The following is a 24,091-nucleotide window of genomic DNA, read 5'->3' on the forward strand; positions in this document are numbered from 1 at the left end:
GCGACGCTAACAAGCGCCCCCCACGGATGATCGAGCGGAGACGCGATTGAAGACCATCGGCCAGCGCATCGCCCAGGAGCTCGGCGTCGCCGAGCGGCAGGTGGCAGCGGCGATCGAGCTGCTCGACGGCGGCGCCACGGTGCCGTTCATCGCCCGCTACCGCAAGGAGGCGACAGGCACGCTCGACGATGCGCAGCTGCGTACGCTGGAGGAGCGCCTGCGCTACCTGCGCGAGCTGGACGAGCGCCGCAAGGCGATCCTCGACAGCATCACCGAGCAGGGCAAGCTCGACGACGCGCTGAAGCGCGAGATCGACTTGGCGGAGACCAAGGCACGGCTCGAGGACCTGTACCTGCCGTTCAAGCCCAAGCGCCGCACCAAGGCGCAGATCGCCCGTGAAGCCGGCCTGGAGCCCCTCGCCGACACGCTCCTGGCTCATCCCGAGGTGGAGCCGGCGCAAGCGGCCGCGCCGTTCGTCGACGAAGGGCGCAACGTCGCCACGGCCGAAGCGGCCCTGGAGGGCGCCCGTGCGATCCTGGTCGAGCGGTGGGCCGAAGACGCGGCCCTGCTGGGCGCCCTGCGCGAGGCCTACTGGCAGCGTGGCCGCGTCACCGCGCAGGTGCGCAGCGGCAAGGAGACGGACGGGGCGAAATTTGCCGACTATTTCGACTTCGCCGAGCCGCTGACCAAGCTGCCGTCGCACCGTATCCTGGCGCTGTTCCGCGGCGAGAAGGAGGAGGTGCTGAACCTGCGCCTGGAGGAGGACAAGGACGCCTCCGAGCCGGGCTACGTCAGCCTCTACGAAGGCCGCGTCGCCGTTCATGCGGCCATCGCCGACCGCGGCCGGCCCGGCGATCGCTGGCTGCTGGAGGCAGCGCGCTGGGCCTGGCGCACCAAGCTCAGGGGCTCGACCGAGGTCGATCTGCGCATGCGGCTGTGGACCGCCGCCGAGGACGAGGCGGTGCGCGTCTTCGCCGGCAATCTGCGCGACCTGCTGCTCGCCGCCCCGGCCGGCGCGCGCCCGACGCTCGGGCTCGATCCCGGCTACCGCACCGGCGTCAAGGTGGCGGTGGTGGACGCCACCGGCAAGGTGGTCGCCACCGACACGATCTATCCGCACGAGCCGAAACGGCAGTGGGACGAGGCGCTGGCGCGCCTGTCGCAGCTCTGCCGCGTGCACAAGGTCGAGCTCATCGCCATCGGCAACGGCACCGCCTCGCGCGAGACCGACAAGCTCGCCGGCGAGCTCGTCGCCCGCCATGCCGAGCTCAAGCTCACCCGCATCATGGTGTCGGAGGCCGGCGCCTCGGTCTATTCGGCCTCGGCCTACGCCAGCGCGGAGCTGCCCGACCTCGACGTGTCGCTGCGCGGCGCCGTGTCGATCGCGCGGCGGCTGCAGGACCCGCTGGCGGAGCTGGTCAAGATCGAGCCCAAGTCGATCGGCGTCGGCCAGTACCAGCACGACCTCGCCGAGCACAAGCTGTCGCGCTCGCTCGACGCGGTGGTCGAGGATTGCGTCAACGCGGTCGGCGTCGACGTCAACACCGCCTCGGTGCCATTGCTGGCGCGCGTGTCGGGCCTGGGCGAGTGGATGGCGCGCAACATCGTCGCCTACCGCGACGCCAACGGCCCCTTCGCCAGCCGCAAGGCGCTGACCAAGGTCAGCGGCCTCGGCCCCAAGACGTTCCAGCTCAGCGCCGGCTTCCTGCGCATCCAGGGCGCCGCCGATCCGCTCGACGCCTCCGGCGTTCACCCGGAGGCCTATCCCGTCGCCCGACGCATCGTGGCGGCGAGCCAGCAGGACCTCGCCCGGCTGATCGGCAACGGCACCGTGCTGCGCACGTTGCGCCCCGAGCAGTTCATCGACGCGACCTTCGGCCTGCCCACGGTCAAGGACATCCTGGCCGAGCTGGAGAAGCCCGGCCGCGATCCGCGGCCGGAGTTCAAGACGGCAAGCTTCCGGGACGGCATCGAGAAGATCAGCGACCTGAAGCCCGGCATGGTGCTGGAAGGCGTCGTCACCAACGTCGCCGCCTTCGGCGCCTTCGTCGACGTGGGCGTGCACCAGGACGGCCTGGTGCATATCTCCGCGCTCGCCAACACCTTCGTCAAGGATCCGCGCGCCATCGTGAAACCGGGCGACGTGGTGAAGGTCAAGGTCGTCGACGTCGATGTCGCCCGCAAGCGCATCGGCCTCAGCATGCGCCTCGACGACGAGGCGGCGCCGAGGCCCGCCGGCCGCGGGCCGGACCGCCGCGCACAGCCGGCCGGCGCGCCGCGCGGCGCCGGGGCGCCCACGCGCGGCGGCGGCGGTGGCGAACCAGGCGGCGCGCTGGCCGACGCGCTGCGCCGGGCGGGCTTGCAGCCGGGCCCCGCCAAGCCGCGGACGAGATGAGGCCTTAAGAGCGTGATCCCAAGACCTGGATGCCGGTCCTTGGAAAGATCATGCTTAAAGACGCCTTCGAGCGGGATGATATCTCGAAGAAAAATCATCCCGCTCCAGAGCATTCCCATCAGGAAGCGCTCCAGATTCGAAAAACTATGAGTATTCCTCTGCCATTGAATGATCCCATCCAATGGCAGAGAAATGCTCTAGTGTGGTGGATCTGAAGTTCCTGCTCCCCACATGGCATCAATGTTCAGGACCTTCAGATCCATTAAACCACACTCGAATCATAGAGTTGCTAGTGTGGCTTAGGCATCCGAAATTCGCTCCGAGCGATGCCCCGAGGTGGTGCGAATTTCGGATTCGCCACACTAGCGGGCTGTTGAAGACGTCACGTCGGACATCCGGGATCGATTGTCGGCAGCAGCGCGGGACGCTGTTCAAAACGCCCCAACGGCGACAAGCTCAGGCTGGTTCCTTCACCGCGAAATCTGATCGACGAAGTCCGCCCACACGGCGCGCCCGAACTTGTCGTAGTCGATCATGCATTGGACGAGCCTGTCGAGGGATTCGTTGTCGGAAATCTCCGGCGGGAGCAACGGGTCGCGCAGAATTCGCCTGATGGCCTTGCGCCCGACCAGCAGGGTCTCGACGGCCGCATCGGCTCTATTCCCCATCGCCTCCAGCGATCTCTGCAGCATGCGGGCTGCCTCGTCGTGGTGGCGCGCCAGTTCGTCGAGATCCCAGAGCTTGCCGAAACGGTCGGTATGAAGCGACGACATTCCGTCCATGCGGGCAATCAGCATCGTTTCGTCCGCGCCGAAGGCCATCAGGTCCCGCGTCATCTGCTCGGAGCCGCCGGCCAGATTGTTGGGGCGGAGCCATAGCCCGGAATCGTCGTGCCTGAAGCCGTTGAACTCGAGGGCCCACTGCGTGCGCCGCCATTGTGTGCGCGTGAGACTGGTCGGCTTGATGACCCCACCCATCCAGCTGCGATCCCAGGGGACGCGTCGCAACGGGTGCTCCCACCAGGACGCGGCGCGATCGCGTATGGGGTCCGCGATGGCGCCGCGCGCATAGACGCCGCGTGACACCAGACTGAGCTTCCCTTCGGCCCGAAGACGCGTCAGCGCGGTCCGCAGCGCGAGGTCGCTGAGCCCGAAAGCCTCGCCGATCGCTCGGATCTCGTTCGAGGAAAGGGTGTCCCGCTGACCGGTGGTGAACAGATCGAGCAACAGGACCCGGGCGGAAATTTTGTCGTTGTTGCGGTTATTGACTCTATCGGACAAATTAAGCAACTCTCATGGCGAGACTCAGCGGGCGGAGCAACGATGCCGCCGACGGAGGAGATACATGCCCATCTACGCGCCCCGCACGGACCTGCGCACGCACGAGGTCACGAACCAGCCGTCCGAATTCGCCGATGTCAATCTGTACGCCATCGACACGCCGCTCCGCGAGGCGGTGGCGCGGGAGGCCGGCGCGTGGCTCGACAAGCCGCTGGACGACCTCGGCCGGGACGCCGGGTCTGAGCGTGTTCTGGAGCTCGGAGCGCTGGCGAACCGCTTTCCCCCGGAGCTGACGCCCTTCGACCGTTACGGCCGCCGGCTGGACGAGGCGCGCTTCCACCCCGCCTATCACGAGCTCATGGCGCTCGCCATGGACCACGGCATCCACGACCTCGCCTGGCGCGCGGATGAGCCGGGCCGCCACGTGGCTCACGCGGCGATGCTCGCCGTGTTCACCCAGGCCGAGGCCGGCGTGCTGTGCCCGATCAACATGACCTACGCGGTGGTGCCGGCGCTGCGCAGCACCCCGGACGTGACCGGCCCCTGGCTCGGCAAGATCCTGGGCGGCACCTATGACGCAAAGCTCAGGCCCATCGCCGACAAGCGCGGCATCACCATGGGCATGGCGATGACGGAGAAGCAGGGCGGAAGCGACGTGCGCGCCAATTCCACCCGCGCCTTTCCGCTCGATGCGGAGCGCCGGACCTTCCGGCTCGTGGGCCACAAATGGTTCTGCTCCGCACCGATGTGCGATGCCTTCCTGACCCTGGCGTACACGGACCGGGGGCTGTCCTGCTTCCTGGTTCCGCGCATCACCCAGGACGGCGAGCGCAACGGCATCCACGTGATGCGGCTGAAGGACAAGCTCGGCAACAAGTCGAACGCGTCGAGCGAGATCGAATACCACGACGCCTTCGCCGAGCTCCTCGGCGAGGAGGGGCGCGGGGTCAACGTCATCATCGACATGGTGCACCACACGCGCCTCGGCACCATCTCCGGCACCACGGGCATGATGCACATGGCCTTCGCCCATGCCCTCAACCACACCCGCCACCGCCGCGCCTTCCAGAAGACCCTGATCGACCAGCCCGTCATGGAGGCGGTGCTCGCCGACCTCGCGCTCGAGTACGAGGCGGCGGTGGCGCTGACCATGCGTGTCGCCCGCGCCTTCGATGCCGCGGGCGGCGAAGAGAAGGCGTTCGCCCGGCTCGCCGTCGCGGTCAGCAAGTACTGGCTGACCAAGCGCCACCCGAACTACGTCTACGAGTGCATGGAGTGCCACGGCGGCGCCGGCTACGTCGAGGAGAGCATCCTGCCGCGCTTGTATCGGGAAGCGCCGCTCAACGCGATCTGGGAAGGCTCCGGCAACGTCATTGCCCTCGACATCATGCGCACCCTGGCGCGGGAGCCGGTCGCATTGGACGCCATGGTGGCGGAGCTGAGGCTGGCGAAGGGCGCGAGCGCAGCCTTCGACGGCGCCTGCACCGAGCTGCTGGAGCGACTGACCGCAGGCCCGCAGGAGCGCGACGCCCGCTTCAACGCCGAGCGCATGGCCCTGCTGCTGCAAGCCGCCATCCTGCTGCAGCACGCCCCGCACGCCGTGTCGGATGCCTTCGTTCAGACTCGCATCGCCGGACAGAGTGGGCGGACATTCGGAACGCTGCCCGCGGCCGTCGACGCGAAGGCCATCCTCGCCCGTCACGGCTCGCATTGAGCCGTGACGCGCCCCGCGACAATCGTTGTGATTCAAGCGATAGAGGACGGTGCCGCGATATGAACTCGCCCGTGCCCGAGCGCCTGGTTCCGTTGGTTCACATCCTCGCCGAGGCGCGCCGCTCCGGCCGGCAGGCGCAGCCGCTCGCCGACGGCTTGATTCCGGCCGATACGCTGGAAGCCTACCAGGTCGACGGCGCCGTTGCCGACGCGCTGGGCTGGGAGCCGCTCGGCTGGAAGATCGCGGCCACCACGCGCTCCATCCAGGAGAGGCTCGGCGTCAGCGAGCCGATCTACGGACGCACGTTCCGGCGGTTTGCATCGACGTCGCCGGCGAGGCTGAAGCGGGATGAGCTGCTTGACCCCCTCGTCGAATGCGAGTGCTTCGCGACGTTGGGGCGGGACCTGCCGGCACGTGACGAGCCGTGGACGCTCGACGAGATCGTCGATGCCACGGCGAGCGTGCATGCGGGCGTGGAAGTCGCCGAATGCCGCCTGCCGACACGCCCCAGGCCACCCATGACGGCGATCCTCGCCGATGGCAGCGCCGGCGGGCGCTACGTGTTCGGGCCCGCCCTTCCCGATGTCCGCAACGGCCTCGAGACCATCGAGGTGACGCTGGAGATCGACGGAAAGGTCATCTGCCGGGGGGCGACGGGCGACGTGATGGGGCATCCGCTCCGCCCGCTGCTCTGGCTCGCCGAAGAGCGCCGCACCCGCTTCGGCGATGGGCTGAAGGCCGGCGAGATGATCAGCACCGGCTCGATGACAGGCATGGTTCCGGTTTCCAGAGGTCAGACCGCGCGCGCGCTTTTCGAGGGGCTCGAGCCGATCGTCATCCAGTTCGAATAGCGGCGCCGCCGGGCGCCATTCTTTCAGGTTCGCGGGCGGTCTCAACGAACGGAACAGCGGTTCCGGGCGCGGGGAGGCATGTGCGCGTCGTCAACAGAAGCTCAAGAGCAGGGAGAGGAACACAATGACACGGGCCGCCATCGCCGCCGCATTCCTCATGGCGACGACCGCGCTGTCGTTCGCCGACGAGGCGAAGTACGGACCCGGCACGTCGGCAACCGACATCAAGATCGGCAACACGGCGCCTTACAGCGGCCCCGCCTCATCGGTGGGGACGATGGGCAAAGTACTCGACGGTTACTTTGCAATGCTCAACGAGAGCGGCGGCATCAACGGCCGCAAGATCACGTTCCTCAGCCGGGACGACGGCTATTCGCCGCCCAAGGCGGTGGAGCAGACGCGAAAGCTCGTCGAGGGCGACGAGGTCGCTTTCATCCTAGGCGCCATCGCGACGGCGAACATCACCGCGACACAGAAGTATCTGACCGCGAAGAAGGTGCCCTCGATCTTCGCCGTCAGCTCCGCGTCCAAGTGGAACGATCCGAAGAACTTCCCCTGGACGATGGCGCTCCCGTGGCAGCCGCCGTACGAGGACGAAGCCAGGTTTTACCTCCACTATGTGCAGAAGAAGAAGCCCGACGCCCGTATCGCAATCCTCTATCAGAACGATGACGCCGGTAAGGAATACCTGAGAGCGACCCGCGAAGCGCTGGGGGCCGACGCTGATAAGATCATCGCCGGCGCGGTGCCGTTCGAGCTGGCGGACCCGACCGTCGATACGCAGATCCTGGCGCTGAAGGCGACGGGCGCCGATGCGCTGATGATCTATAGCACCACACCGAAAGCGTGCTCCCAGACGCTGCGCAAGCTCCATGAGATCGGCTGGCGCCCGATACGCTTCCTGGCGTCGAGCTGCTCGAACCCCGATGCCATCCTGAAGCCCGCGGGCTTCGACGCCGCCGACGGCATCATGACCATCCTGGCGTTCAAGTTCCCCGTCCCGGGCGAGAACAGCGATGCGGCCATGGAGGAGTACAAGCGCTTCATGGCCAAGTACGTTGCGGGCGCCAACCCGTACGATACCTATAATCTCTATGCGTACACGATGGGCGGCGCCATCACCGATGTGCTGAAGCGTGCCGGCAACGACCTGACGCGCGAGAACATCATGCTCATGGCGGCGACGATGAAAGACGTGAAGCTGCCGCTGCTGCTTCCAGGCATCACGCTGAACACGACACCGTCCGACTACAGGCCTCTTCGCGAAGGCTACATGGCCGAATTCAAGAACGGGCGCTGGAACGTCTTTGGCGACGTCATCCGGTCCAAGTGACGGCGACATTGCCGTCGGACCGAAACTCCGGACGCGACGGCGCGTGGCTCACGCCATGCTCCGTCGCGCGTCGCCGCAAGGGCGCTTCCGCTCCTTGCCGAATGCTCAGAGCCGATGGGAGCTCTTCCGCATGAACGAACCCGCCTCCGACGCGTTCCGCTGCCCCTACGGCACGGGTCAACGCTACCACATGCACCATGCGCACCTCTTCGCGTCCGACATCGACGCAACGATTGCCTTCTTCACGAAATGGTTCGAGGCGAGAGTCGCCTGGGACGGCGATGTCGCCGGCGCGCGCAATGTCTTCATGAAGATCGGCATCGGCGCGCTGCACCTCTACGACCAGACGCCGCGCGGCGACGGCAAGAATGCCATCCATCATATCGGCATGCAGGTCGCCGGCCTCGATGAGCTCTACGATCGCATGAAGGCTGCCGGCCTATCGATCCCCAATCCGATCCGGCGCTTCGATGGGGGCGGTGGCTACTTCATGCTCGGCGGCCCTGACGGAGTCGTCATCGAAGTCTTCGATCCCGGCGACAGCGGCATCCCCGAGGTTCAGGCCTACTATGGGCTCGCCTGAACCTTGCGGCCCCGCATCCGCTCCACGTCGGGGCGTTTCGCCTGGCGGCGCTCTCGGCACTCACGGACATCGCAGCAAGCCGCCACTCTTTCAGGACGATCATGAGCATGCATCTCAGTGACCTGCTGTCCCAACGGGCGGCGCTGACGCCATCGCGCGAGGCCATCGTCAGTCACGGCGGACGCTGGACCTTTGCCGAGTTCGACGAGCGCTGCTCGCGCCTGGCGCACCACCTGTCGGCACGAGGCATCAGCGATGGCGATCGCGTCGCGGTGCTGGCGAAGAATAGTGATCTTCTGGCCACGGCGGTCTTCGCCGCAGCGCGTGTGAACGCCACCGTGGTGGTGCTCAACTGGCGTCTGCAGACGGCAGAACTCGACTATATCCTCTCCGACAGCGCAGCGAGCGTCCTGCTGTATGACGGCGCATTTGCACCTGCGGTGAACGAGCTCGCCGCCACCCGGCCGGATCTGGCGCTGATCCACGACGGCGAGGGCGGGGCGGGAACGCCGTTCCGCGAGGTCGTTGCAGCCGCGGCGCCGAGACCGACATCCAGGCGGATCCGGGCGAAGGCCGTCCCGGCGGTGATCATGTACACCTCCGGCACCACGGGGCGTCCGAAAGGCGCGATGCTCGGGCACGCGGCCCTGCTGGCGGCAGCACAGGGCAACTGCACGACGCTCGACTGGCGCAGGGACGACCGGTTCCTGCTGGTCGCGCCCATGTTTCACATCGGCGGCCTGTGCCCGCTGTTCACCAATGTGCTGGTTGGCTCGACCACGGTCCTCATGGCCGACTTCGATCCCGTTCAGGTGTGGCGGATCATTGGGGAGGAGCGCATCACGAGCATGATGAGCGTTCCGGTCATGCTGCAAGCCCTGCTCGCGAGCAGGACCGATGGCGATATGGGCAGCCTGCGCTGGGTGACCTGCGGCGCCGCCTATGTGCCCAAGAGCTTGATCGAGGCGGGCATGGCGCTCGGGATCGACATACAGCAGGTCTATGGCATCACGGAATTCAGCGGCGCCTTGACCTTCTGGACGCCCGAGATGGGCCTCGCCCATGCCAGCTCGCAGGGCAAGCCACTGATGCTTGGCGAGCTCAGGGTCGTCGATCCCACGACCCTGGAGGACGTGCCCGCCGGCGGCGACGGCGAGATCTGGTGCCGGGGGCCGATGCTGTTCGACGGTTACTGGAACAATGAGCCGGCGACTCGCGCTGCGCTGCATGACGGCTGGTATCGTTCCGGCGACGTCGGCAGGGTCGACGGGGATGGCTTCGTCCATCTCGTCGACCGCATCAAGGACATGATCATCAGCGGCGGCGAGAACATCTACTCAGCCGAGCTCGAGGCTGTTGTCGGCACCGTGGACGGTGTCGCCGAGGTCGCGGTGATCGGCTGCCCCGACGAGCGCTGGGGAGAGATCCCCGTCGCCTATGTGGTCAGGAAGCCGGGCGCCGTCGTCACGGAAGCCGATATCGTCGGCGCCTGCCGCGCCCGGCTCGCCAGCTACAAATGCGTGAAAGGCGTCCACTTCGTGGACGCCCTCCCGCGCAACGCCGTCGGCAAGATCTTGAAGCAGGTCTTGCGTGCCTCGTAGCTACGTCACTCTCCCAGATGGACTCATCTGATCGGATAGAGATGCTCCACGTCGTCATCTACGGGCCGAGCAGATCGGCAAGCGCGATGGCGAGCGTCTCCCGGCGGAACGGCTTCGCCAGGCGCGCCCCGACGGCTTCCGTGTCGCCCGGATCGGCATAGCCGGTCGCCAGCAGCACCGGCAGGCCGGGCCGCAATGCCTTGGCCTGCCCGGCGAGGGCGGCACCGGTCATGCCGGGCATGGCGTGATCGGTCATCAGCACGTCCGCCGCCACGCCGCGCGCCAGGATATCGAGCGCCGACCGCGCCGACCGCGCCTCAATGACCCGGTAGCCCAGATCCTCCAGCATGCCGGCGGTGCCGGTGAGCACCAGCGGATCGTCGTCGACCAGCAGCACGGTGCGGAGGCGCCCGCGCGACGGGCCGCGCGGCGCCGTCGCAGCAGGCTCGCGTGCCCGTGTGCCGCCGCGGGCGAGCGGTAGCCAGAGCTCCGCCGTCGTGCCCTCGCCCGGTGCGCTCGACAGCCGGAAATGCCCGCCCGACTGCTCGGCAAGTCCATGGATCATCGACAGCCCGAGGCCGGTCCCCTTGCCGACGCCCTTCGTGGTGAAGAACGGCTCCGTCGCCCGCGCCAGCGTCTGCGCGTCCATGCCGTGGCCCGTATCGGCAACCTCGATGACGACGAAGCGGCCGCGCGCCTCGTCCGGCCCGTGATCCGCCGCCCGGCCGCGGATCGACACCCGGCCGCCCGTCGGCATGGCGTCGCGCGCGTTCACCGCGAGGTTGAGAATGGCCAGCTCCAGCTGGGTCGGGTCGATGTGGGCCGGGGCGAGCCCGGCGTCGAACGTGCAGCCAAGGCTGACACCGGCGCCCAGGGATTGCTCGAGCAGGCCCCGCATGCCCCGCACCAGCGCCTCGACATCGACGGCGGTCGGCTTGAGCTGCTGCTGGCGCGTGAAGGCGAGCAGCCGCTGGGTCAGCGCGCTGCCGCGCTCTGCCGCGCTGATGGCGTTGTCCAGCAGCCGCTGCGCCTTGGGCTCTTGCGGCAGGCGCTTGCGCAGCAGCTCCAGGCTGCCGAGGATCGCCATCAGCAGGTTGTTGAAATCGTGCGCGACACCGCCGGTGAGCTGGCCGAGGCTCTCCATCTTCTGGGAGTGGACGAGCTGCTTGGTGCGCTCCTCGACCATCGCTTCGAGGCGTTCGTTCAGCAGGCGAAGCTCGTCCTCCGCCTTCTTGCGCTCGGTGACGTCGATATGGGCGCCGAACAGCCGTAGCGGCTGGCCGGCGGCGTCCCGTTCGATCTGCGCCCGCACGGCGAGCCAGCGCACCTGCCCGTCGCTGGGCCGGATGATGCGGTACTCGGCCGCGTAGTCCGCAGCCGGGCCGGCGACGGCGGCGCGGAAGGCCTCGTCCGTGGCGGCGCGATCGTCGGGATGCAGCCTGGCGACCCACGCTTCGTGCTGCTCGCTGCGGGCGTCCGGGGGTAGCCCGTGCAGTTGCAGGTATTCCGGCGAGCGGCGGTTGCGGAAGCCGTTGGCGAGATCGACGTCGACGCCGGCCACGCCGCCGATGCGCTGCACCAGGGCGAGCTCGGATTCACGCTGGCGCAGCCTCTCCTGCGCGACGATCTGGTCCGTCGTGTCGGTGTGAATGCCGTCCCAGACATAGCTGCCGTCCGGCCGCACGCGCGGTGTCGAACGAATCCGGCAGTGCCGCATCTCGCCCGTATCGGCCCTGCGGACACGGCCTTCGAACAGGAACGGCGTGACGGTGTCGTGGGCCACCCGCTCCGCCGCCAGCAGCCGCTCGCGGTCGCCGTCGACGATCAGTGAATGGAGCAGGCCCGGGTCGGCGAGCGCCGCCGCGACCGGAACGCCGGTAATGGTCTCGCAAGCGGGTGACAGATAGACGAAGCGCCGGCCGGTGCCGTCGGCGGCGGCATGGATCTGATAGACGAAGCTGTTGGCGAGATTGCCTTCGACGGCGGCCAGTCGCGCCCGAAGCTCGGCCTCCTCATCCCACGGATCGACAGACTGACGCTCGACGTGGCTCATGCAACCCGCCCGTCCCCCGGCCTTTGCAGCATAAGCCATTCATCTCCCGAGACGAACAGAATGTTCCGGTGCGGGACGGCGGGACCCGCGCCGCAACTGGCGTTCACGCCTGCGCACCGCCATCTTTGTGGCAGCACCGGCAGGTGCCTGGAGCGCTTGGCGATCGGGTGGCCCCACCCAATCGCCAAGAGGCGCTCCAGATTCAGCAAATTAGGAGCGTTTCTCCGCCTTGGATGCCCCCATCCAAGGCGGAGACATGCCCTGGCAAAGCGGCTATGGACAGCGCGACAGTCGACCCTTTCCCGGCCTCCCCCTTCCCGGAGCTGACGCTCCCGGATGCGCCTTCGCCCTGGCGCGCGGCGATCACCGCCGCCACGCGCCGGCCCGAGCCGGAATGCGTGCCGCCGCTGATCGCCGAGGCGGCGCTGCCGGCGGATCTGGCGGCTGATGTGGCAGCGCGGGCCGGCCGCCTGGTCCAGGCGCTCCGGGCCAAGGGCCACCGCAACCTGGTCGAGGCGCTCATTCGCGAATACGCGCTGTCGTCGCAGGAGGGCGTGGCCCTCATGTGCCTGGCGGAGGCGTTGCTGCGCATCCCCGACCTCGACACGCGCGACGCGCTGATCCGTGACAAGATCGGCTTCGGCGACTGGCTGGCGCATGTGCACCACAGCCCGTCGCTCTTCGTCAACGCCGCCACCTGGGGCCTGGTGATCACCGGCCGGCTGGTCGCGACCCGCAGCGATGCGAGCCTGTGGAGCGCGCTGACGCGGCTCGTGGCGCAGGGTGGCGAGCCGCTGATCCGCGCGGGCCTCGACATCGCCATGCGGCTGCTGGGGGAGCAGTTCGTCGCCGGCGAGAGCATCGCCGAGGCGCTCGCCCACGGCCGCCGCATGGAGGCCAGAGGCTACCGGCTGTCCTACGACATGCTCGGCGAGGCGGCGATGACGGCCGCCGACGCCGCCCGCTATTTCGCCGCCTACGAGGAGGCCATTCACGCCATCGGCGCCGCCGCGCACGGCCGCGGCATCTACGAGGGGCCCGGCATCTCGATCAAGCTGTCGGCCCTGCACCCCCGCTACGCCCGCTCGCAGCGGCGGCGGGTGATGGCCGAGCTGGTGCCCCGTGCGGCCCGCCTCGCCGCCCTGGCCCGGCGCTACCGGATCGGCCTCAATATCGACGCGGAGGAGGCCGACCGGCTGGAATTGTCGCTCGATGTACTGGAGGCCCTGTGCTTCGACCCGGCGCTGGCCGGGTGGAACGGCCTCGGCTTCGTCGTCCAGGCCTACCAGAAGCGCTGCCCCGCGGTCGTCGACTATCTGGTCGATCTCGGCCGCCGCAGCGGCCATCGGCTGATGATCCGCCTGGTCAAGGGCGCCTACTGGGACAGCGAGATCAAGCGGGCCCAGGTCGACGGCCTGGACGGCTTCCCCGTCTTCACGCGCAAGGTCTACACCGACGTCTGCTATCTCGCCTGCGCCAAGCGGCTGCTGGCGGCGCCGGACGCCGTCTTTCCGCAGTTTGCCACCCACAACGCCCAGACCGTGGCGGCCGTGATGGCCATCGCCGATGGACGCGGCACCGACTACGAGTTCCAATGCCTGCACGGCATGGGCGAGCCGCTCTACGACGAGATCGTCGGACCGGCCAAGCTGAACCGGCCCTGCCGGATCTACGCACCGGTCGGCACGCACGAGACGCTGCTCGCCTATCTGGTGCGGCGCCTGCTGGAGAACGGCGCCAACAGCTCCTTCGTCCACCGCGTGGCCGATCCGGAGGTGGCGGTCGAGACGCTGATCGTCGACCCGGTGGCACAGGCGCAGCGCATCGATCCACCCGGCGCGCCGCATCCCGGCATCGCCCTGCCGCGACAGCTGTTTCCGGACGGCCGGCGCAACTCGCGCGGCCTGGACCTGGCCAGCGACAGCGAGCTCGCCGCGCTGGCCGGGCGCCTGACGGCAGGCGCGCGAACGCGACTGCGGTCGATCCCCCTCATCGGCGACGGCCATCCGCAGCACGGTCCCGCTCCAGGCGGCATCGGCAGGTCGGTGCTCAACCCCGCCGACCACCGCGACGTGGTGGGCGAGGTGGTCGAGGCGACGGGTGAGACCGTCGACCGCGCCCTGGCGCTCGCCGAGGCGGCCGCCGCGGGCTGGGCCGCGACGCCGCCGCCCGAGCGCGCCGGCTGCCTCCTCCGTGCGGCCGACCTCATGGAAGCGCGCATGCCCGAGCTGATGGGCGTCATCGTGCGCGAAGCCGGGCGCACCTTGCCGGACAGTGCCAGCGAGGTGCGGGAGGCCGTCGATTTTCTACGCTACTACGGCGGCCAGGCGGGCGATCGGCTCGCCGGCTCCGCGCCGGCGCCGCTCGGCCCGGTGGTCTGCATCAGCCCGTGGAACTTCCCCCTGGCCATCTTCACGGGCCAGATCGCGGCGGCGCTCGCCGCCGGCAACCCGGTGATCGCCAAGCCGGCCGAGGAGACACCGCTGACCGCAGGTTCGGCCGTCGCCATTCTGCGCGAAGCCGGCGTGCCCGCCGCGGCGTTGCAGCTGCTGCCCGGCGACGGCCGCGTCGGCGCAGCCCTCGTGGCCGATCCCCGCACGCAGGGCGTCATGTTCACCGGCTCGACCGAGGTGGCGCGTCGGATCAACGCCACGCTCGCCGAGCGTCTCGGCGCGGACGGGCGGCCAGTGCCGCTCATCGCGGAGACCGGCGGCCAGAACGCGCTGATCGTCGATTCCTCGGCACTGCCCGAGCAGGTCGTCGCCGACGTGCTGCAGTCGGCCTTCGATTCGGCCGGCCAGCGCTGTTCGTCCCTGCGCCTGCTGTGCCTGCAGGAGAACGTCGCCGATCCGATCCTGACGATGCTGAAGGGCGCGCTGGCGGAGCTCGCCGTCGGCAGCCCACAGCGCCTGTCGACCGACGTCGGGCCGATCATCACCACCGAGGCGCAGCGCTCCATCCTGGAGCATGTCGCGGCGATGCGGGCGGCGGGCAGGCCGGTGCACCAGCTGCCGCTGCCGGAGGCTTGCCGCCACGGCACCTTCGTGCCGCCGACGATCATCGAGATCGCCGACGTGGCGGAGCTCCGCCGCGAGGTCTTCGGGCCCGTGCTGCACGTGCTGCGCTACCGACGCGACGGCCTCGACGCCCTCATCGCGGCCATCAACGCCACGGGCTACGCGCTGACCTTCGGCCTGCACACGCGCCTCGACGAGACCATCGCCCACGTCACCAGCCGGGTCGCCGCCGGCAACATCTACGTCAACCGCAACATCATCGGCGCCGTCGTCGGCGTGCAGCCGTTCGGCGGGCACGGCCTGTCGGGCACAGGGCCGAAGGCCGGCGGCCCGCTCTACCTGCAGCGGCTGCTGCGGGTGGCTGCGCCGGCGGCGGCAGCCGACACCGCGCCGGAGGCCGCCGCCCGCTGGGTCGGCTGGCTGCGCGAGACCGGCGCGGCCGCGGCGGCGGCCTGTGCCCGCCTCCTCGGCTCCGCCCCATCGCGCGCGCCCGCGACGCTCGCCGGGCCGGTGGGCGAGCGCAACACCTACGCGCCGACGCCACGCGCCACCGTGCTGTGCCGCGCCGCCTCGGTCGCCGGCCTGCAGCTTCAGGTCACCGCCGCGCTGGTGGTGGGCGAGCGCGCCCTGCTCGACATTCCGCCGGCGCTCGAGCCCGAGATCGCCGGCCTGCCTGACGACCTGAGCGGCCGCGTGCGGCTGGCGCGGGAGGCGCCCGACATGGCCTTCGACATTGCCCTGGTCGAAGCAGCCGCGCCGGAGGACCTGACGGCGTTCAGCCGCGCGCTCGCGCTCCGGCCCGGCCCCATTGCGCCGGTCTGGAGGGCGCTGCCCGACGATCTCCAGTCGGGCACCTTCCCCCTCGCGCTGCTGATGGCGGAGCGCTCGGTCAGCGCCAACACGGCCGCGGCCGGCGGCAACGCGAGCCTGATGGCGCTCGTCTGAGCCCGCTTCACGGCGCGTCGCCGGCCGGAGACTGAGCCTGCGCCAGGAGCGCCACGACCTCCTCGTCGGAGGTCTGGGAGAAGTCCTCGTAGGCGAGGCCGACCGCATGGAAGGGCTCCGGCGTCGCCAGGCACACGATCTCGTCGCACAGCGGGGCCAGTTCCTGCAGCGTCTGCGCGGGGGCGACCGGCACCGCGAGCACGAGCTGCGCCGGCTCGCCCCGACGGATCGCCTGCAAGGCTGCCCGGACCGTCGCACCGGTGGCGATGCCGTCGTCGACGACAATGACGATCCGCCGACGCACGTCTGCCGCGGGACGACTGCCGTAGCAGGTCCGCCGACGCTCGATCTCCGCCAGGGCGCGCGCCTCCACCGCAGCGAGGTAGCCGGGTGGCGGGGCGATGGCGCGCACGATATCGTCGTTCAGCACCAGCACCGGTTCCGGTCCGCCGACCACGGCACCGAGCGCCAGCTCCGCCTGGCCGGGCGCGCCGATCTTGCGGACCAGCAGGACGTCCAGGTCGGCGTCGAGCGCCAAGGCGACTTCGAAGGCCACCGGCACGCCGCCGCGCGGCAGCGCCAGGACGATCGCCTGACGGCCGCCGAGATGCTGCAAGGCCGCGGCGAGCTGGCGGCCGGCATCGCGTCGATCTCGAAATGAGGGGTCGCGCGCTCTCATGGCGGCTCGGGCTCACGGATATGACAGCGTGTATAGCTCCAACCACGCGGATCGGCGACCGTTCCGTCGCTGCCGCGCCGCATCGATGGCATGTGCGCGGCTCACGGCCAAGGCTTAGCGGTGGCGGTCGATGTGGCCCAGGTCCCGCGCGGGATCGAGACGGTCACGGACACGCTGCTTCAGCTCCTTGGCGTCGGGAAAGCCGCCGTCCGCCTTGCGCTCCCAGATCGTCGTGCCGTCGTAGGTGATGTGGAAGACCCCGCCGGTGCCCGGCACCAGCGCCACTTCCCCGAGGTCCGGGCCGAAGGTCGAGAGCAGCTCCTGCGCCATCCAGCCGGCCCGCAGCAGCCATTGGCACTGCGTGCAATAGGTGATGACGATGCGCGGCGGCGCTGGGGCTTGCGGCATGGTCCTTTCCTTTGCGGCGACGCGACGTGCGCTGAGCGCTCTAGATTCAAAAAGTGAGGAGCATTTCCTGCCATTGGATGATCGCCATCCAATGGCGAAATGCTCTAGAGCGAGCGGAAGAGCTCGATCTCCGAGAGCGCCGCGCGCTCCGGATCATAGCGGTATCCGGTGGCGATGGCGTGCATGATCATGCTGCGGCGATCCGGCTCGGCGAGGCCCAGAAAGGCCTCGACCGCCCGCAGGATGTCGGCGTCGTTGCGCGTGTCGACGATGAAGCCGTTGCGCCCGTGCGAGGCGAACTCGTAGGCGCCGCCGTGCGCGGGCACCACCGCGAGGCAGCCGCAGGACATCGCCTCCAGCGCGCTCCGGCCGAAGGCCTGGTAATCCGACAGGTCGAGGAAGAGATCGATGCCGCGGAACAGCTCGCCGACCTCCTGGCGACGCAGCACGCCGATGTGCTGGACGCCGCTGAGCGCAAGCGAGCTCGCCCTGAGGCTGCTGGCCTCGCAGCCGAACGACAGGCACGACACGCTCTCGCCGAACACCTCGGCCAGCCCGTTGAGGATCCGCGCTGTGCGGCGCGGCGCCCGCCGCGGGGTCCAGGGCCGGATCATGCCGGCGACGATGAAGCGGTCGCGCGGCCGGCTGCGTTCGCCCAGATTGGGAAAGTAGACCGCGTGATCCACGCTCGCCTCGACCTTGTGCACCGCGACGTTGTGGTTGGCCTCCACCACCTCCTGCAGCCACCGGGATTTGGCAAAATGGACCATGCCGGGAATCAGGCCATAGGAGGCACGGGCGGCGAGCCAGTCGTCGCTGCCCTTTTCATAGAAGAGCGGCTCGTAGTCCTGGACATAATAGGCGAGCTTCGTCCGCCCCGGCGCGCCGGCGCTCTGCACGGCGGCCGCGATGGTGTGCACCGATTGGTTGGTGGTCGCCACGACGACGCTCGGCGCCTGCCGCGCGATCAGGCCGCCGAGATCCGGCCCGTCCTCGAACCCCATGATCCGGCTGCCGACGAGCGGCAGGTCCTCGTAGGCCGCGCGCAGCGGCTCCACGTTGCCCTGGTCGACGGCGATCGCCACCGGCACGCCGAGCCGCGCCATCGCGTCGGCCTCCTGCATGACCGAATGGGCGCCACCGCTCTCGCCCGCGACGGGAAGGACGAACATCACCGACAACAATGCCCGCTTCCTCCTCGTTCACGGCAGCCCTGAATCAACGCCGGCCTAAGCGGCATCTCCGCGTCCGCCCAACGGGCGGGCTCGAAGATTCCGCATAATTTTAAATGTCTTAGCAGAAATTCGCGACCGGAGCCGTGGTCCGGTCGCGAATTTCTGCCTAGAGCGCTTTGCGATTGGGTGGCCTCACCCAATCGCGAGAAAGCGCTCCAGATTCAAAAGACTATGAGCATTTCTCTGCCATTGGATGGGTCCATCCAATGGCGAAATACTCTAGCCCCCCTGTAGCGGCCTCACCGCGGGATCGGCTGCCATCGCCGCGGACCGTCGTCCTCGATGGCGGCGCCCTCGCTCGCCAGGCGCTCGCCGAGCCGGCGCCGCAGCGCATTCAGCGGCTCGCACACGCGCATCGTCTCCTCCAGATCGGCAATCGCGATCTCGGGATACTTGGAGCCCAGCACCTGGCTGGACCGGCCCGAGAGCTCGGTCCGCTTGTCGGAGCCGAACGAGCGGGACTTCTTGTGAAAGACGTACGCGTCGTCGGCCACCTTGAGCCTCCATCCCGCCCGCCCGAGGCGGATGCAGAGATCGTTCTCCTCGCCGTAGCCGGAGGGGAAGCTCTCGTCGTCGAAATAGCCCACCTGCTCCAGCGCCGCGCGGCGAAACAGGGTGCAGAAGCCGTTGAGCAGCGGAAACAGCGGATGGGCCGCGGAGCTCGCCCCGGCGACGTGGCGCGCCATGTCCGCCACTGTGAGGCCGGCTGGCAGCACGTTGACCGCCCATTGCCCATCCGCGCCCTTCGTCAAAGGCACCGATTGCCACGAGGCGGCGTTGGAGAGCGGACCGACGGCGGCCACCGCATCGTCGTCCAGCAGGACCGCCATCATCCGGCCGAGCCACCCGGGCGAAACGATCGTGTCGCTGTTGATCAGCACGACGAAATCGGCGACCGCGGTCTGCAGGGCCAGATTGATGTTGCGGGTGTAGCCGACGTTCTCCGTGTTGCGGACGACGCGGATGCGCGGGTCCTGGGCGCGCCAGGTGTCGGCCTGGCAGAGGAGAAACGAGCTCGAGTGGTCGTCCGCGACGATGATCTCGAGCGGCGAGTGGGCATCGCGCAGGATCGAATCGATCAGCTCCAGGGTGTCGGCAACGGCGTTGAACACGGGCACGACGACCTGAACGAAAGGCAGGCGGGCCGCCGCATCCGTCCGGGCGCCGACGGCGGCCGGCCGCGGCGGCTCGGGGGCCGTGAGCGCCGGCATCGCCCGCACCTCGGGCGACCAGATCGGGGAGAGCTTCAGCGTCTCCGCCTGATCGAACACGTTGCTGTCCTCGAAGCGTCCCGGAACGTCGGCGGCGACCCGCGGGCGCATGGGCAGGCCCAGCCACGGCAGGGCGATGATCAGCTCGCCGGCCCCCGTGAACTCGAAGCTCAGGGCGAAGCGCGCGCCGGGTGGATGACGCGCCAGGGCCTCCGGCTCGAGGACGACAGGGACGTCGACGATGCGCAGGCTGCGGCTTGCGACCACGTTCTCCTGCAAGGTCTCGATCTCGTGGTGCGTGGCGCCGTCCAGCACCGCGAGGCTGATCGCCTTGCAGCGCAGGCCCGGCTCGCTCCCCCGGAGGGGACGGCGGAGCGAGCACGAGAACGAGCAGGCGGTGGAATCCTGCGGCTTGAAGTCGATGGGGACGATCAGCCAGATGCTGCCGGCGACCTGGCCGGCGGCGATCTTCAACGCGCATTCGTCGTCGGCCAGGCCCATGCCCACCGGCTTGGCCAGCGATGCGACGACGCGCGCCGGCGTGCGGCCGTCGATCTCGACGAACCATCCCTCCGCAACCTCGGTCAGCGGCTCAGTCAGCGTCACCGAGACGCCTTGCGGCCAGCGCAGAAAATCGGCGTTCGGCAGCAGGTTCGCGGCCTGGGCGCGGGCGCTCGGCGCGACATCGCCGACCTGCACCTGCTGAGGCGAGTTGCGCAGCTCGGCGCCCCGCCCGGCAGCCCGCACCGAGACCAGATAGGTGCCCTCCTCGAAGGCGTCGTCGGGCAGCTTGAACCAGAAGGCGCAGTTCGGATTGGCGAACGAGGCGTCTCGCAGGTCCTGCCGGAACTGGTCGGCGGCCGTCACGCCGACGATGCGGTCGTTGACCGCGAACTCCAGCAGGACGGGTCGCGCTAGGTCGTCCTCGTACTGTGCCCACCCCGAGACCCAGCCGTCCTCGCTGATCTCGTCCAGGTGACCACGCAATCGTCCCGCCATGGCGCCCAACCCACGATTCGACCTCGGAGCGCATCCCGGGCGCGATCATTCGACCGGGCCTGCGCCAACGTGCGGCCTCCCGGCGCGGGGCAGATCATCCGGCCGGCAGGTGCTTCAGCCTGTTCTAGAGCATCGGACCCAAAAGTGGACGCCGGTTCTGGGAAAAATCCGATGCGAAGACAAAGAACTAGAGCGGCAGCTCCGATTCCGTCGGAGCGGCCGTCGCTCCAGAGCATGATTTGCGTGCGTCGACACCGGCTTTGCGGCTGCGCGCCCGAAGCCGCGCGGCCGCCTCGGCAGTGGCGGCAGCCCGCGCTCAGCCGAACACCGCTATATTCTGCCGCGCCAGCATCAGCGGCTGGCCGGCCGGCGACCAGACCGCGATCTCCTGGGTCGCGTAGCCGTCGGCGACCGCTTCGCAGCGGCAGCGCATCAGCCGCCATTCCCGATGATCGGCAATGGTGTCGGCGAGGATGTCCACCAGCCAGGTCATGGTGCTGATCGGCGCGAACTCCGCCAGCATGGCGATGGCGGCCGGCGGCGGCGCGTCGGCGAGCGCGATGAGGGCGGCGAGCCCGGCGCCCGCCTCGGTATCCCGATGGCGCAGCCACAGCACGTACTCCGGGAGCGCCGCGCTGCTCAGCGGCCGCGCCCCGCCCGCCGAACGGAACTCGAAATGGCGGGCGAACGTCGGGCCCGGATGGTCGCCGAAGAAGGAGGGGGATCGCTCCGGCGGCGGCACCTCGGGCATCGGCAGGTCGGCGTAGGCGAGCTTCGATGCGCGCGTCGCCCCGAACGTCAGGACGGCCCGCGTCGCCAGCCCCTGCTCGCCGTGGAGGTCGACGCCGATGAACGCGGCCGATTTGCCCTGGCGCAGGACGGTCGGCACCATGCTCACCGGCCCGCCGGCCGGCCCGACGAAGCTGAACTGGGCCGAGCGCAGCGGCGGCAGCTCCGGAATGGCCCGCAGTGCGGCCTCCACGCACAGCGCGGCCGACAGGCCGCCGTAGGTGGTGCGTCCCTGCTGCCAGTCCTCGCTGACGGCGCCGGCGAAGCCCGCGCCCGCGGGAGTCAAACTGGCCAGGAGGGTGGAAATCGGCGTCATGGCTCATCCTTCCGGCAGCACGCGAAGGGCGATGCTGCACTGCACGGCAGAGCCTATGCGTGTAGATACAGGATCGGTCAACTGCCCCGGCTCCGGCCCATGGCACCAGAGCCGGCTATGCACGATAGGGGCCAAGCGACGGGGGCTCGGCGACGAGGTCCGCGCACGTTGCAAGACCGGCCACAGTATATCGAGCGATCGGATCGGCTCGTCCGATGCCGGTGAAACGCCTCAACCAACTGCCATTGAACACTTTTTCGCCATTTGACGGGTGCATGGGACGATGCGGTGCGCCGGCCGGCTTGCAGTAGCCGCAACTGCGGAATGAAAATATTCAACCCTGGTTGCTCACTGCCACCATGTCGTCATAGTCTTGCGCAGCGCCGATATTTGCCTCGGCGCCGTGGGCGCTGACCGGCTCGGTCGATGGGCGTTGCCCGACGGGTCGGAGACAGCTTTGTTGACGCGCTGCCCGGCGCCGCACATCGGGATACTGGTGCGTCGGCGGGCGGGCAAGAACAAGAAGAGCCTGCCGATGAAAGCTCTCGACCTCCTGTTCAAGCCCCTGATCCGTGAAGGCACGCTGACAGTGCTGGATCCTTCGGGCGGGACGACCACCTACGGTGACGGAACCGGAGCGGCGATCGCCATCCGCATCAACGACGACCGTGCACCGCTCAAGCTGCTGTTCGACCCCGAGGTCGCCGCCGGCGAAATCTACATGTCGGGCGGCCTCGACATGGTCGACGGCGACATCTACGGGCTCATCGAGCTCGTCAGTCGCAATGCCTGGGCCCTCAAGCATTCCGGGCCCCTCGCCCGCTTCAACAACTGGCGGCGGATGGTGGGCCGGCGGCTCGACCAGTACAATCCCGTGGGCACCGCGAAGCACAACGTGGCACACCACTACGACTTGTCCGACGGCCTGTTCGACAACTTTCTGGACGTCGATCGACAGTATTCGTGCGCCTATTTCATGCAACCGGGCGACTCGCTCGAGCTCGCCCAGGCGCAGAAGAAGCGTCACCTGGCGGCCAAGCTGCTGTTGCGCCCCGGCCAGAAGCTGCTGGACATCGGCTCCGGCTGGGGTGGACTGGGGCTCTATCTCGCCCGCGCGGCCGGCGTCGACGTCACCGGCATCACGCTCTCCGAGGAACAGCTCGGGGTGGCGCAACAGCGCGCCGCGACGGCCCGCCTCGACGAACGCGTGCGCTTCAAGCTCTGCGACTACCGCAACGAGACCGGCCGCTACGATCGCATCGTCTCGGTCGGCATGCTCGAGCACGTCGGCGTGAATCACCTGGAAGGCTTCTTCCGCAAGGTCGCCGCGTCCCTGACCGAGGATGGCGTGGCCCTCATCCATGCCATCGGCCGCTCCGACGGCCCCGGTGCCACCAACAAGTGGATCCAGAAGTACATCTTCCCGGGCGGATACTGCCCGGCCCTGTCGGAGGTGCTGCCGGCCATCGAGCGCTCCGGCCTCATCGTCACCGACATCGAGATCCTGCGGCTGCACTACGCCGAGACCTTGAAGGCCTGGCGCGAGCGCTTCACGCGGAACCGCGACGCGGTGAAGGCGCTTTACGATGAACGCTTCTGCCGCATGTGGGAGTTCTATCTCGCGGCGTCGGAAGCGGCCTTCCGCCACGGCGGGCTGATGGTCTTCCAGATCCAGCTCGCGCGCTCGCTCGAGACCGTGCCGCTGACGCGCGACTACATCTACGAGGCCGAGCGGACGCTGCCGCTGGAGACGCAGCCGGAAGGCGTGAACGGCAAACGGAAAGGCGTCGCCGCCGCGTGAGGTTGTTCAGCTCTCCACGGGCGCGACGCCCGCGGAGAGCGAGCATGGCAGACAAGTCCAAATGGTCCGCCGAGGTGACCCGGCATAGCGACGCCCTCGATCTGGAGGGCGGCGTCTTCGCCTCGGACGATCCAAAGCATATCGCCCAGTCGCTGAAGCATTCGGCCGAGGAGAGCAAGCGGCGCAAGTCGAGCTCGTTCCGCTCGGCCATGTCGATGCTGACGTTCTACATCAACCGGGCCGGCAAGAATCTGAGCCGACGCCGGCTGCGCACGCTCGACGCCGCGAAGGCGGAGCTGCGCCGGGCGTTCGGACGCCCTGCCAAGTAACGCCCCCCACCACCGTCGAGCAACACCGCCAACTAGCACCGCTCCGGGCATTGCCGCAGGCCAGCAACTAATTGCTATCGGCTCGGCGGCGGCTGGGCTCTCATGATGACAAGGGCCGACAGGCCCCGTCCGGAGACCGGCATGCTTGCCAGCCACAGCCCCCTCACTCACGCGCCCGGCGGACCGCCCGAGCCCTTGTTCGACACGGCCGCCCGGCCCGACGAGATGCGGCTGCCTGCCGCCAGGGATGCCCTTTCGCTGACCTACGGGGACGGCGAGCGCCTCACCGTCTCGGCCGTCACGCTGCGCCTGTCCTGCCGCTGCGCCTGGTGCACGCGGGCGCGCATCGACGGCGCCTTTGCCCCGGCGATGGACGACGTCCGTATCGCCGGCGTCGAGCCGATGGGCGACTACGCGGTCCGGCTGTCCTTCTCCGACGGCCACGACCGCGGCATCTTCCCATGGACCTTCATCGCCGCGCTCGCCGCAGCCCCCCTGCCCCCATCCGCGGCGCCGAGGCAGCCGGCGGCGATCGACACACGAGGATAGCCG

17 protein-coding genes are annotated in these 24,091 nt (G+C 69.0%); 10 read left to right on the plus strand and 7 right to left on the minus strand.

The genetic code is table 11. The features are described from left to right. Positions 1-46 precede the first annotated feature (46 nt). Positions 47-2,395 (plus strand): Tex family protein, encoded by a 2,349-nt coding sequence (locus ACZ5PO_RS03885; protein WP_464190454.1) that lies wholly within the window; start codon positions 47-49, stop codon positions 2,393-2,395. A 470-nt stretch (positions 2,396-2,865) separates the two neighbouring features. Here the strand turns inward: ACZ5PO_RS03885 and ACZ5PO_RS03890 are convergent, their stop codons facing one another. Next, positions 2,866-3,621, minus strand: a complete 756-nt coding sequence (locus tag ACZ5PO_RS03890) for a hypothetical protein (RefSeq protein ID WP_464190456.1) — start codon at positions 3,619-3,621, stop codon at positions 2,866-2,868. 118 nt (positions 3,622-3,739) lie between these two features. Here ACZ5PO_RS03890 and ACZ5PO_RS03895 point away from each other — a divergent pair, with 118 nt between their 5' ends. The 5 genes from ACZ5PO_RS03895 to ACZ5PO_RS03915 all read left to right on the plus strand — a co-directional run bounded on the left by ACZ5PO_RS03895 (position 3,740) and on the right by ACZ5PO_RS03915 (position 9,757). Beyond that, positions 3,740-5,389 (plus strand): acyl-CoA dehydrogenase family protein, encoded by a 1,650-nt coding sequence (locus ACZ5PO_RS03895; protein WP_464190458.1) that lies wholly within the window; start codon positions 3,740-3,742, stop codon positions 5,387-5,389. A 59-nt stretch (positions 5,390-5,448) separates the two neighbouring features. Continuing rightward, the gene (locus ACZ5PO_RS03900) at positions 5,449-6,240 is read left to right on the plus strand and encodes a 2-keto-4-pentenoate hydratase (protein WP_464190460.1); all 792 of its coding nucleotides are present in this window, start codon (positions 5,449-5,451) and stop codon (positions 6,238-6,240) included. A gap of 124 nt (positions 6,241-6,364) precedes the next feature. Next, positions 6,365-7,573, plus strand: coding sequence for an ABC transporter substrate-binding protein (locus ACZ5PO_RS03905; RefSeq protein WP_464190462.1), 1,209 nt, complete (start codon positions 6,365-6,367; stop codon positions 7,571-7,573). Between the two features lie 130 nt (positions 7,574-7,703). After that, positions 7,704-8,156 (plus strand): VOC family protein, encoded by a 453-nt coding sequence (locus tag ACZ5PO_RS03910; protein ID WP_464190463.1) that lies wholly within the window; start codon positions 7,704-7,706, stop codon positions 8,154-8,156. Between the two features lie 107 nt (positions 8,157-8,263). Then, complete coding sequence (locus ACZ5PO_RS03915; RefSeq protein ID WP_464190465.1) at positions 8,264-9,757, plus strand: long-chain-fatty-acid--CoA ligase; 1,494 nt, start codon at positions 8,264-8,266, stop codon at positions 9,755-9,757. Positions 9,758-9,815: 58 nt separating this feature from the next. Here the strand turns inward: ACZ5PO_RS03915 and ACZ5PO_RS03920 are convergent, their stop codons facing one another. Then, complete coding sequence (locus ACZ5PO_RS03920) at positions 9,816-11,810, minus strand: hybrid sensor histidine kinase/response regulator (protein WP_464190467.1); 1,995 nt, start codon at positions 11,808-11,810, stop codon at positions 9,816-9,818. A gap of 233 nt (positions 11,811-12,043) precedes the next feature. Here ACZ5PO_RS03920 and putA point away from each other — a divergent pair, with 233 nt between their 5' ends. Beyond that, complete coding sequence (putA, locus tag ACZ5PO_RS03925) at positions 12,044-15,772, plus strand: trifunctional transcriptional regulator/proline dehydrogenase/L-glutamate gamma-semialdehyde dehydrogenase (RefSeq protein WP_464190470.1); 3,729 nt, start codon at positions 12,044-12,046, stop codon at positions 15,770-15,772. A 7-nt stretch (positions 15,773-15,779) separates the two neighbouring features. Here putA and ACZ5PO_RS03930 read toward each other — a convergent pair whose 3' ends face one another. The 5 genes from ACZ5PO_RS03930 to ACZ5PO_RS03950 all read right to left on the minus strand — a co-directional run bounded on the left by ACZ5PO_RS03930 (position 15,780) and on the right by ACZ5PO_RS03950 (position 21,409). Then, positions 15,780-16,451, minus strand: a complete 672-nt coding sequence (locus tag ACZ5PO_RS03930; RefSeq protein ID WP_464190472.1) for a phosphoribosyltransferase — start codon at positions 16,449-16,451, stop codon at positions 15,780-15,782. Positions 16,452-16,565: 114 nt separating this feature from the next. Continuing rightward, positions 16,566-16,859: an Rdx family protein gene (locus ACZ5PO_RS03935; RefSeq protein ID WP_464190474.1), complete on the minus strand. Its 294-nt coding sequence runs from the start codon at positions 16,857-16,859 to the stop codon at positions 16,566-16,568. Between the two features lie 104 nt (positions 16,860-16,963). After that, the gene (locus tag ACZ5PO_RS03940) at positions 16,964-18,034 is read right to left on the minus strand and encodes a glycosyltransferase (RefSeq protein ID WP_464196656.1); all 1,071 of its coding nucleotides are present in this window, start codon (positions 18,032-18,034) and stop codon (positions 16,964-16,966) included. A gap of 299 nt (positions 18,035-18,333) precedes the next feature. Next, positions 18,334-20,292: a glycosyltransferase family 2 protein gene (locus ACZ5PO_RS03945; protein WP_464190476.1), complete on the minus strand. Its 1,959-nt coding sequence runs from the start codon at positions 20,290-20,292 to the stop codon at positions 18,334-18,336. A gap of 328 nt (positions 20,293-20,620) precedes the next feature. After that, on the minus strand, positions 20,621-21,409 hold the full coding sequence (locus ACZ5PO_RS03950) for an acyl-CoA thioesterase (protein WP_464190478.1): 789 nt from the start codon (positions 21,407-21,409) through the stop codon (positions 20,621-20,623). A 535-nt stretch (positions 21,410-21,944) separates the two neighbouring features. Here ACZ5PO_RS03950 and ACZ5PO_RS03955 point away from each other — a divergent pair. The 3 genes from ACZ5PO_RS03955 (at position 21,945) to ACZ5PO_RS03965 (ending at position 24,088) form a co-directional block, all read left to right on the plus strand. After that, positions 21,945-23,210, plus strand: a complete 1,266-nt coding sequence (locus ACZ5PO_RS03955) for a class I SAM-dependent methyltransferase (RefSeq protein WP_464196658.1) — start codon at positions 21,945-21,947, stop codon at positions 23,208-23,210. A gap of 44 nt (positions 23,211-23,254) precedes the next feature. Continuing rightward, the gene (locus ACZ5PO_RS03960) at positions 23,255-23,539 is read left to right on the plus strand and encodes a DUF3175 domain-containing protein (RefSeq protein WP_464190480.1); all 285 of its coding nucleotides are present in this window, start codon (positions 23,255-23,257) and stop codon (positions 23,537-23,539) included. Positions 23,540-23,680: 141 nt separating this feature from the next. After that, positions 23,681-24,088, plus strand: a complete 408-nt coding sequence (locus tag ACZ5PO_RS03965) for a gamma-butyrobetaine hydroxylase-like domain-containing protein (RefSeq protein ID WP_464190482.1) — start codon at positions 23,681-23,683, stop codon at positions 24,086-24,088. Positions 24,089-24,091 lie beyond the last annotated feature (3 nt).

Source organism: Chelatococcus sp. KU-N122 (assembly GCF_055391085.1).

What these genes read in the sequence shown, in the direction of transcription:
- ACZ5PO_RS03895 (WP_464190458.1), top strand. Translation starts at nt 3,740, where the DNA reads ATGCCCATCTACGCGCCCCGCACGGACCTGCGCACGCACGAGGTCACG.
- ACZ5PO_RS03900 (WP_464190460.1), top strand. Translation starts at nt 5,449, where the DNA reads ATGAACTCGCCCGTGCCCGAGCGCCTGGTTCCGTTGGTTCACATCCTC.
- ACZ5PO_RS03905 (WP_464190462.1), top strand. Translation starts at nt 6,365, where the DNA reads ATGACACGGGCCGCCATCGCCGCCGCATTCCTCATGGCGACGACCGCG.
- ACZ5PO_RS03910 (WP_464190463.1), top strand. Translation starts at nt 7,704, where the DNA reads ATGAACGAACCCGCCTCCGACGCGTTCCGCTGCCCCTACGGCACGGGT.
- ACZ5PO_RS03915 (WP_464190465.1), top strand. Translation starts at nt 8,264, where the DNA reads ATGCATCTCAGTGACCTGCTGTCCCAACGGGCGGCGCTGACGCCATCG.
- ACZ5PO_RS03920 (WP_464190467.1), bottom strand. Translation starts at nt 11,810, where the DNA reads ATGAGCCACGTCGAGCGTCAGTCTGTCGATCCGTGGGATGAGGAGGCC.
- putA (WP_464190470.1), top strand. Translation starts at nt 12,044, where the DNA reads ATGCCCCCATCCAAGGCGGAGACATGCCCTGGCAAAGCGGCTATGGAC.
- ACZ5PO_RS03930 (WP_464190472.1), bottom strand. Translation starts at nt 16,451, where the DNA reads ATGAGAGCGCGCGACCCCTCATTTCGAGATCGACGCGATGCCGGCCGC.
- ACZ5PO_RS03935 (WP_464190474.1), bottom strand. Translation starts at nt 16,859, where the DNA reads ATGCCGCAAGCCCCAGCGCCGCCGCGCATCGTCATCACCTATTGCACG.
- ACZ5PO_RS03950 (WP_464190478.1), bottom strand. Translation starts at nt 21,409, where the DNA reads ATGACGCCGATTTCCACCCTCCTGGCCAGTTTGACTCCCGCGGGCGCG.
- ACZ5PO_RS03955 (WP_464196658.1), top strand. Translation starts at nt 21,945, where the DNA reads ATGAAAGCTCTCGACCTCCTGTTCAAGCCCCTGATCCGTGAAGGCACG.
- ACZ5PO_RS03960 (WP_464190480.1), top strand. Translation starts at nt 23,255, where the DNA reads ATGGCAGACAAGTCCAAATGGTCCGCCGAGGTGACCCGGCATAGCGAC.
- ACZ5PO_RS03965 (WP_464190482.1), top strand. Translation starts at nt 23,681, where the DNA reads ATGCTTGCCAGCCACAGCCCCCTCACTCACGCGCCCGGCGGACCGCCC.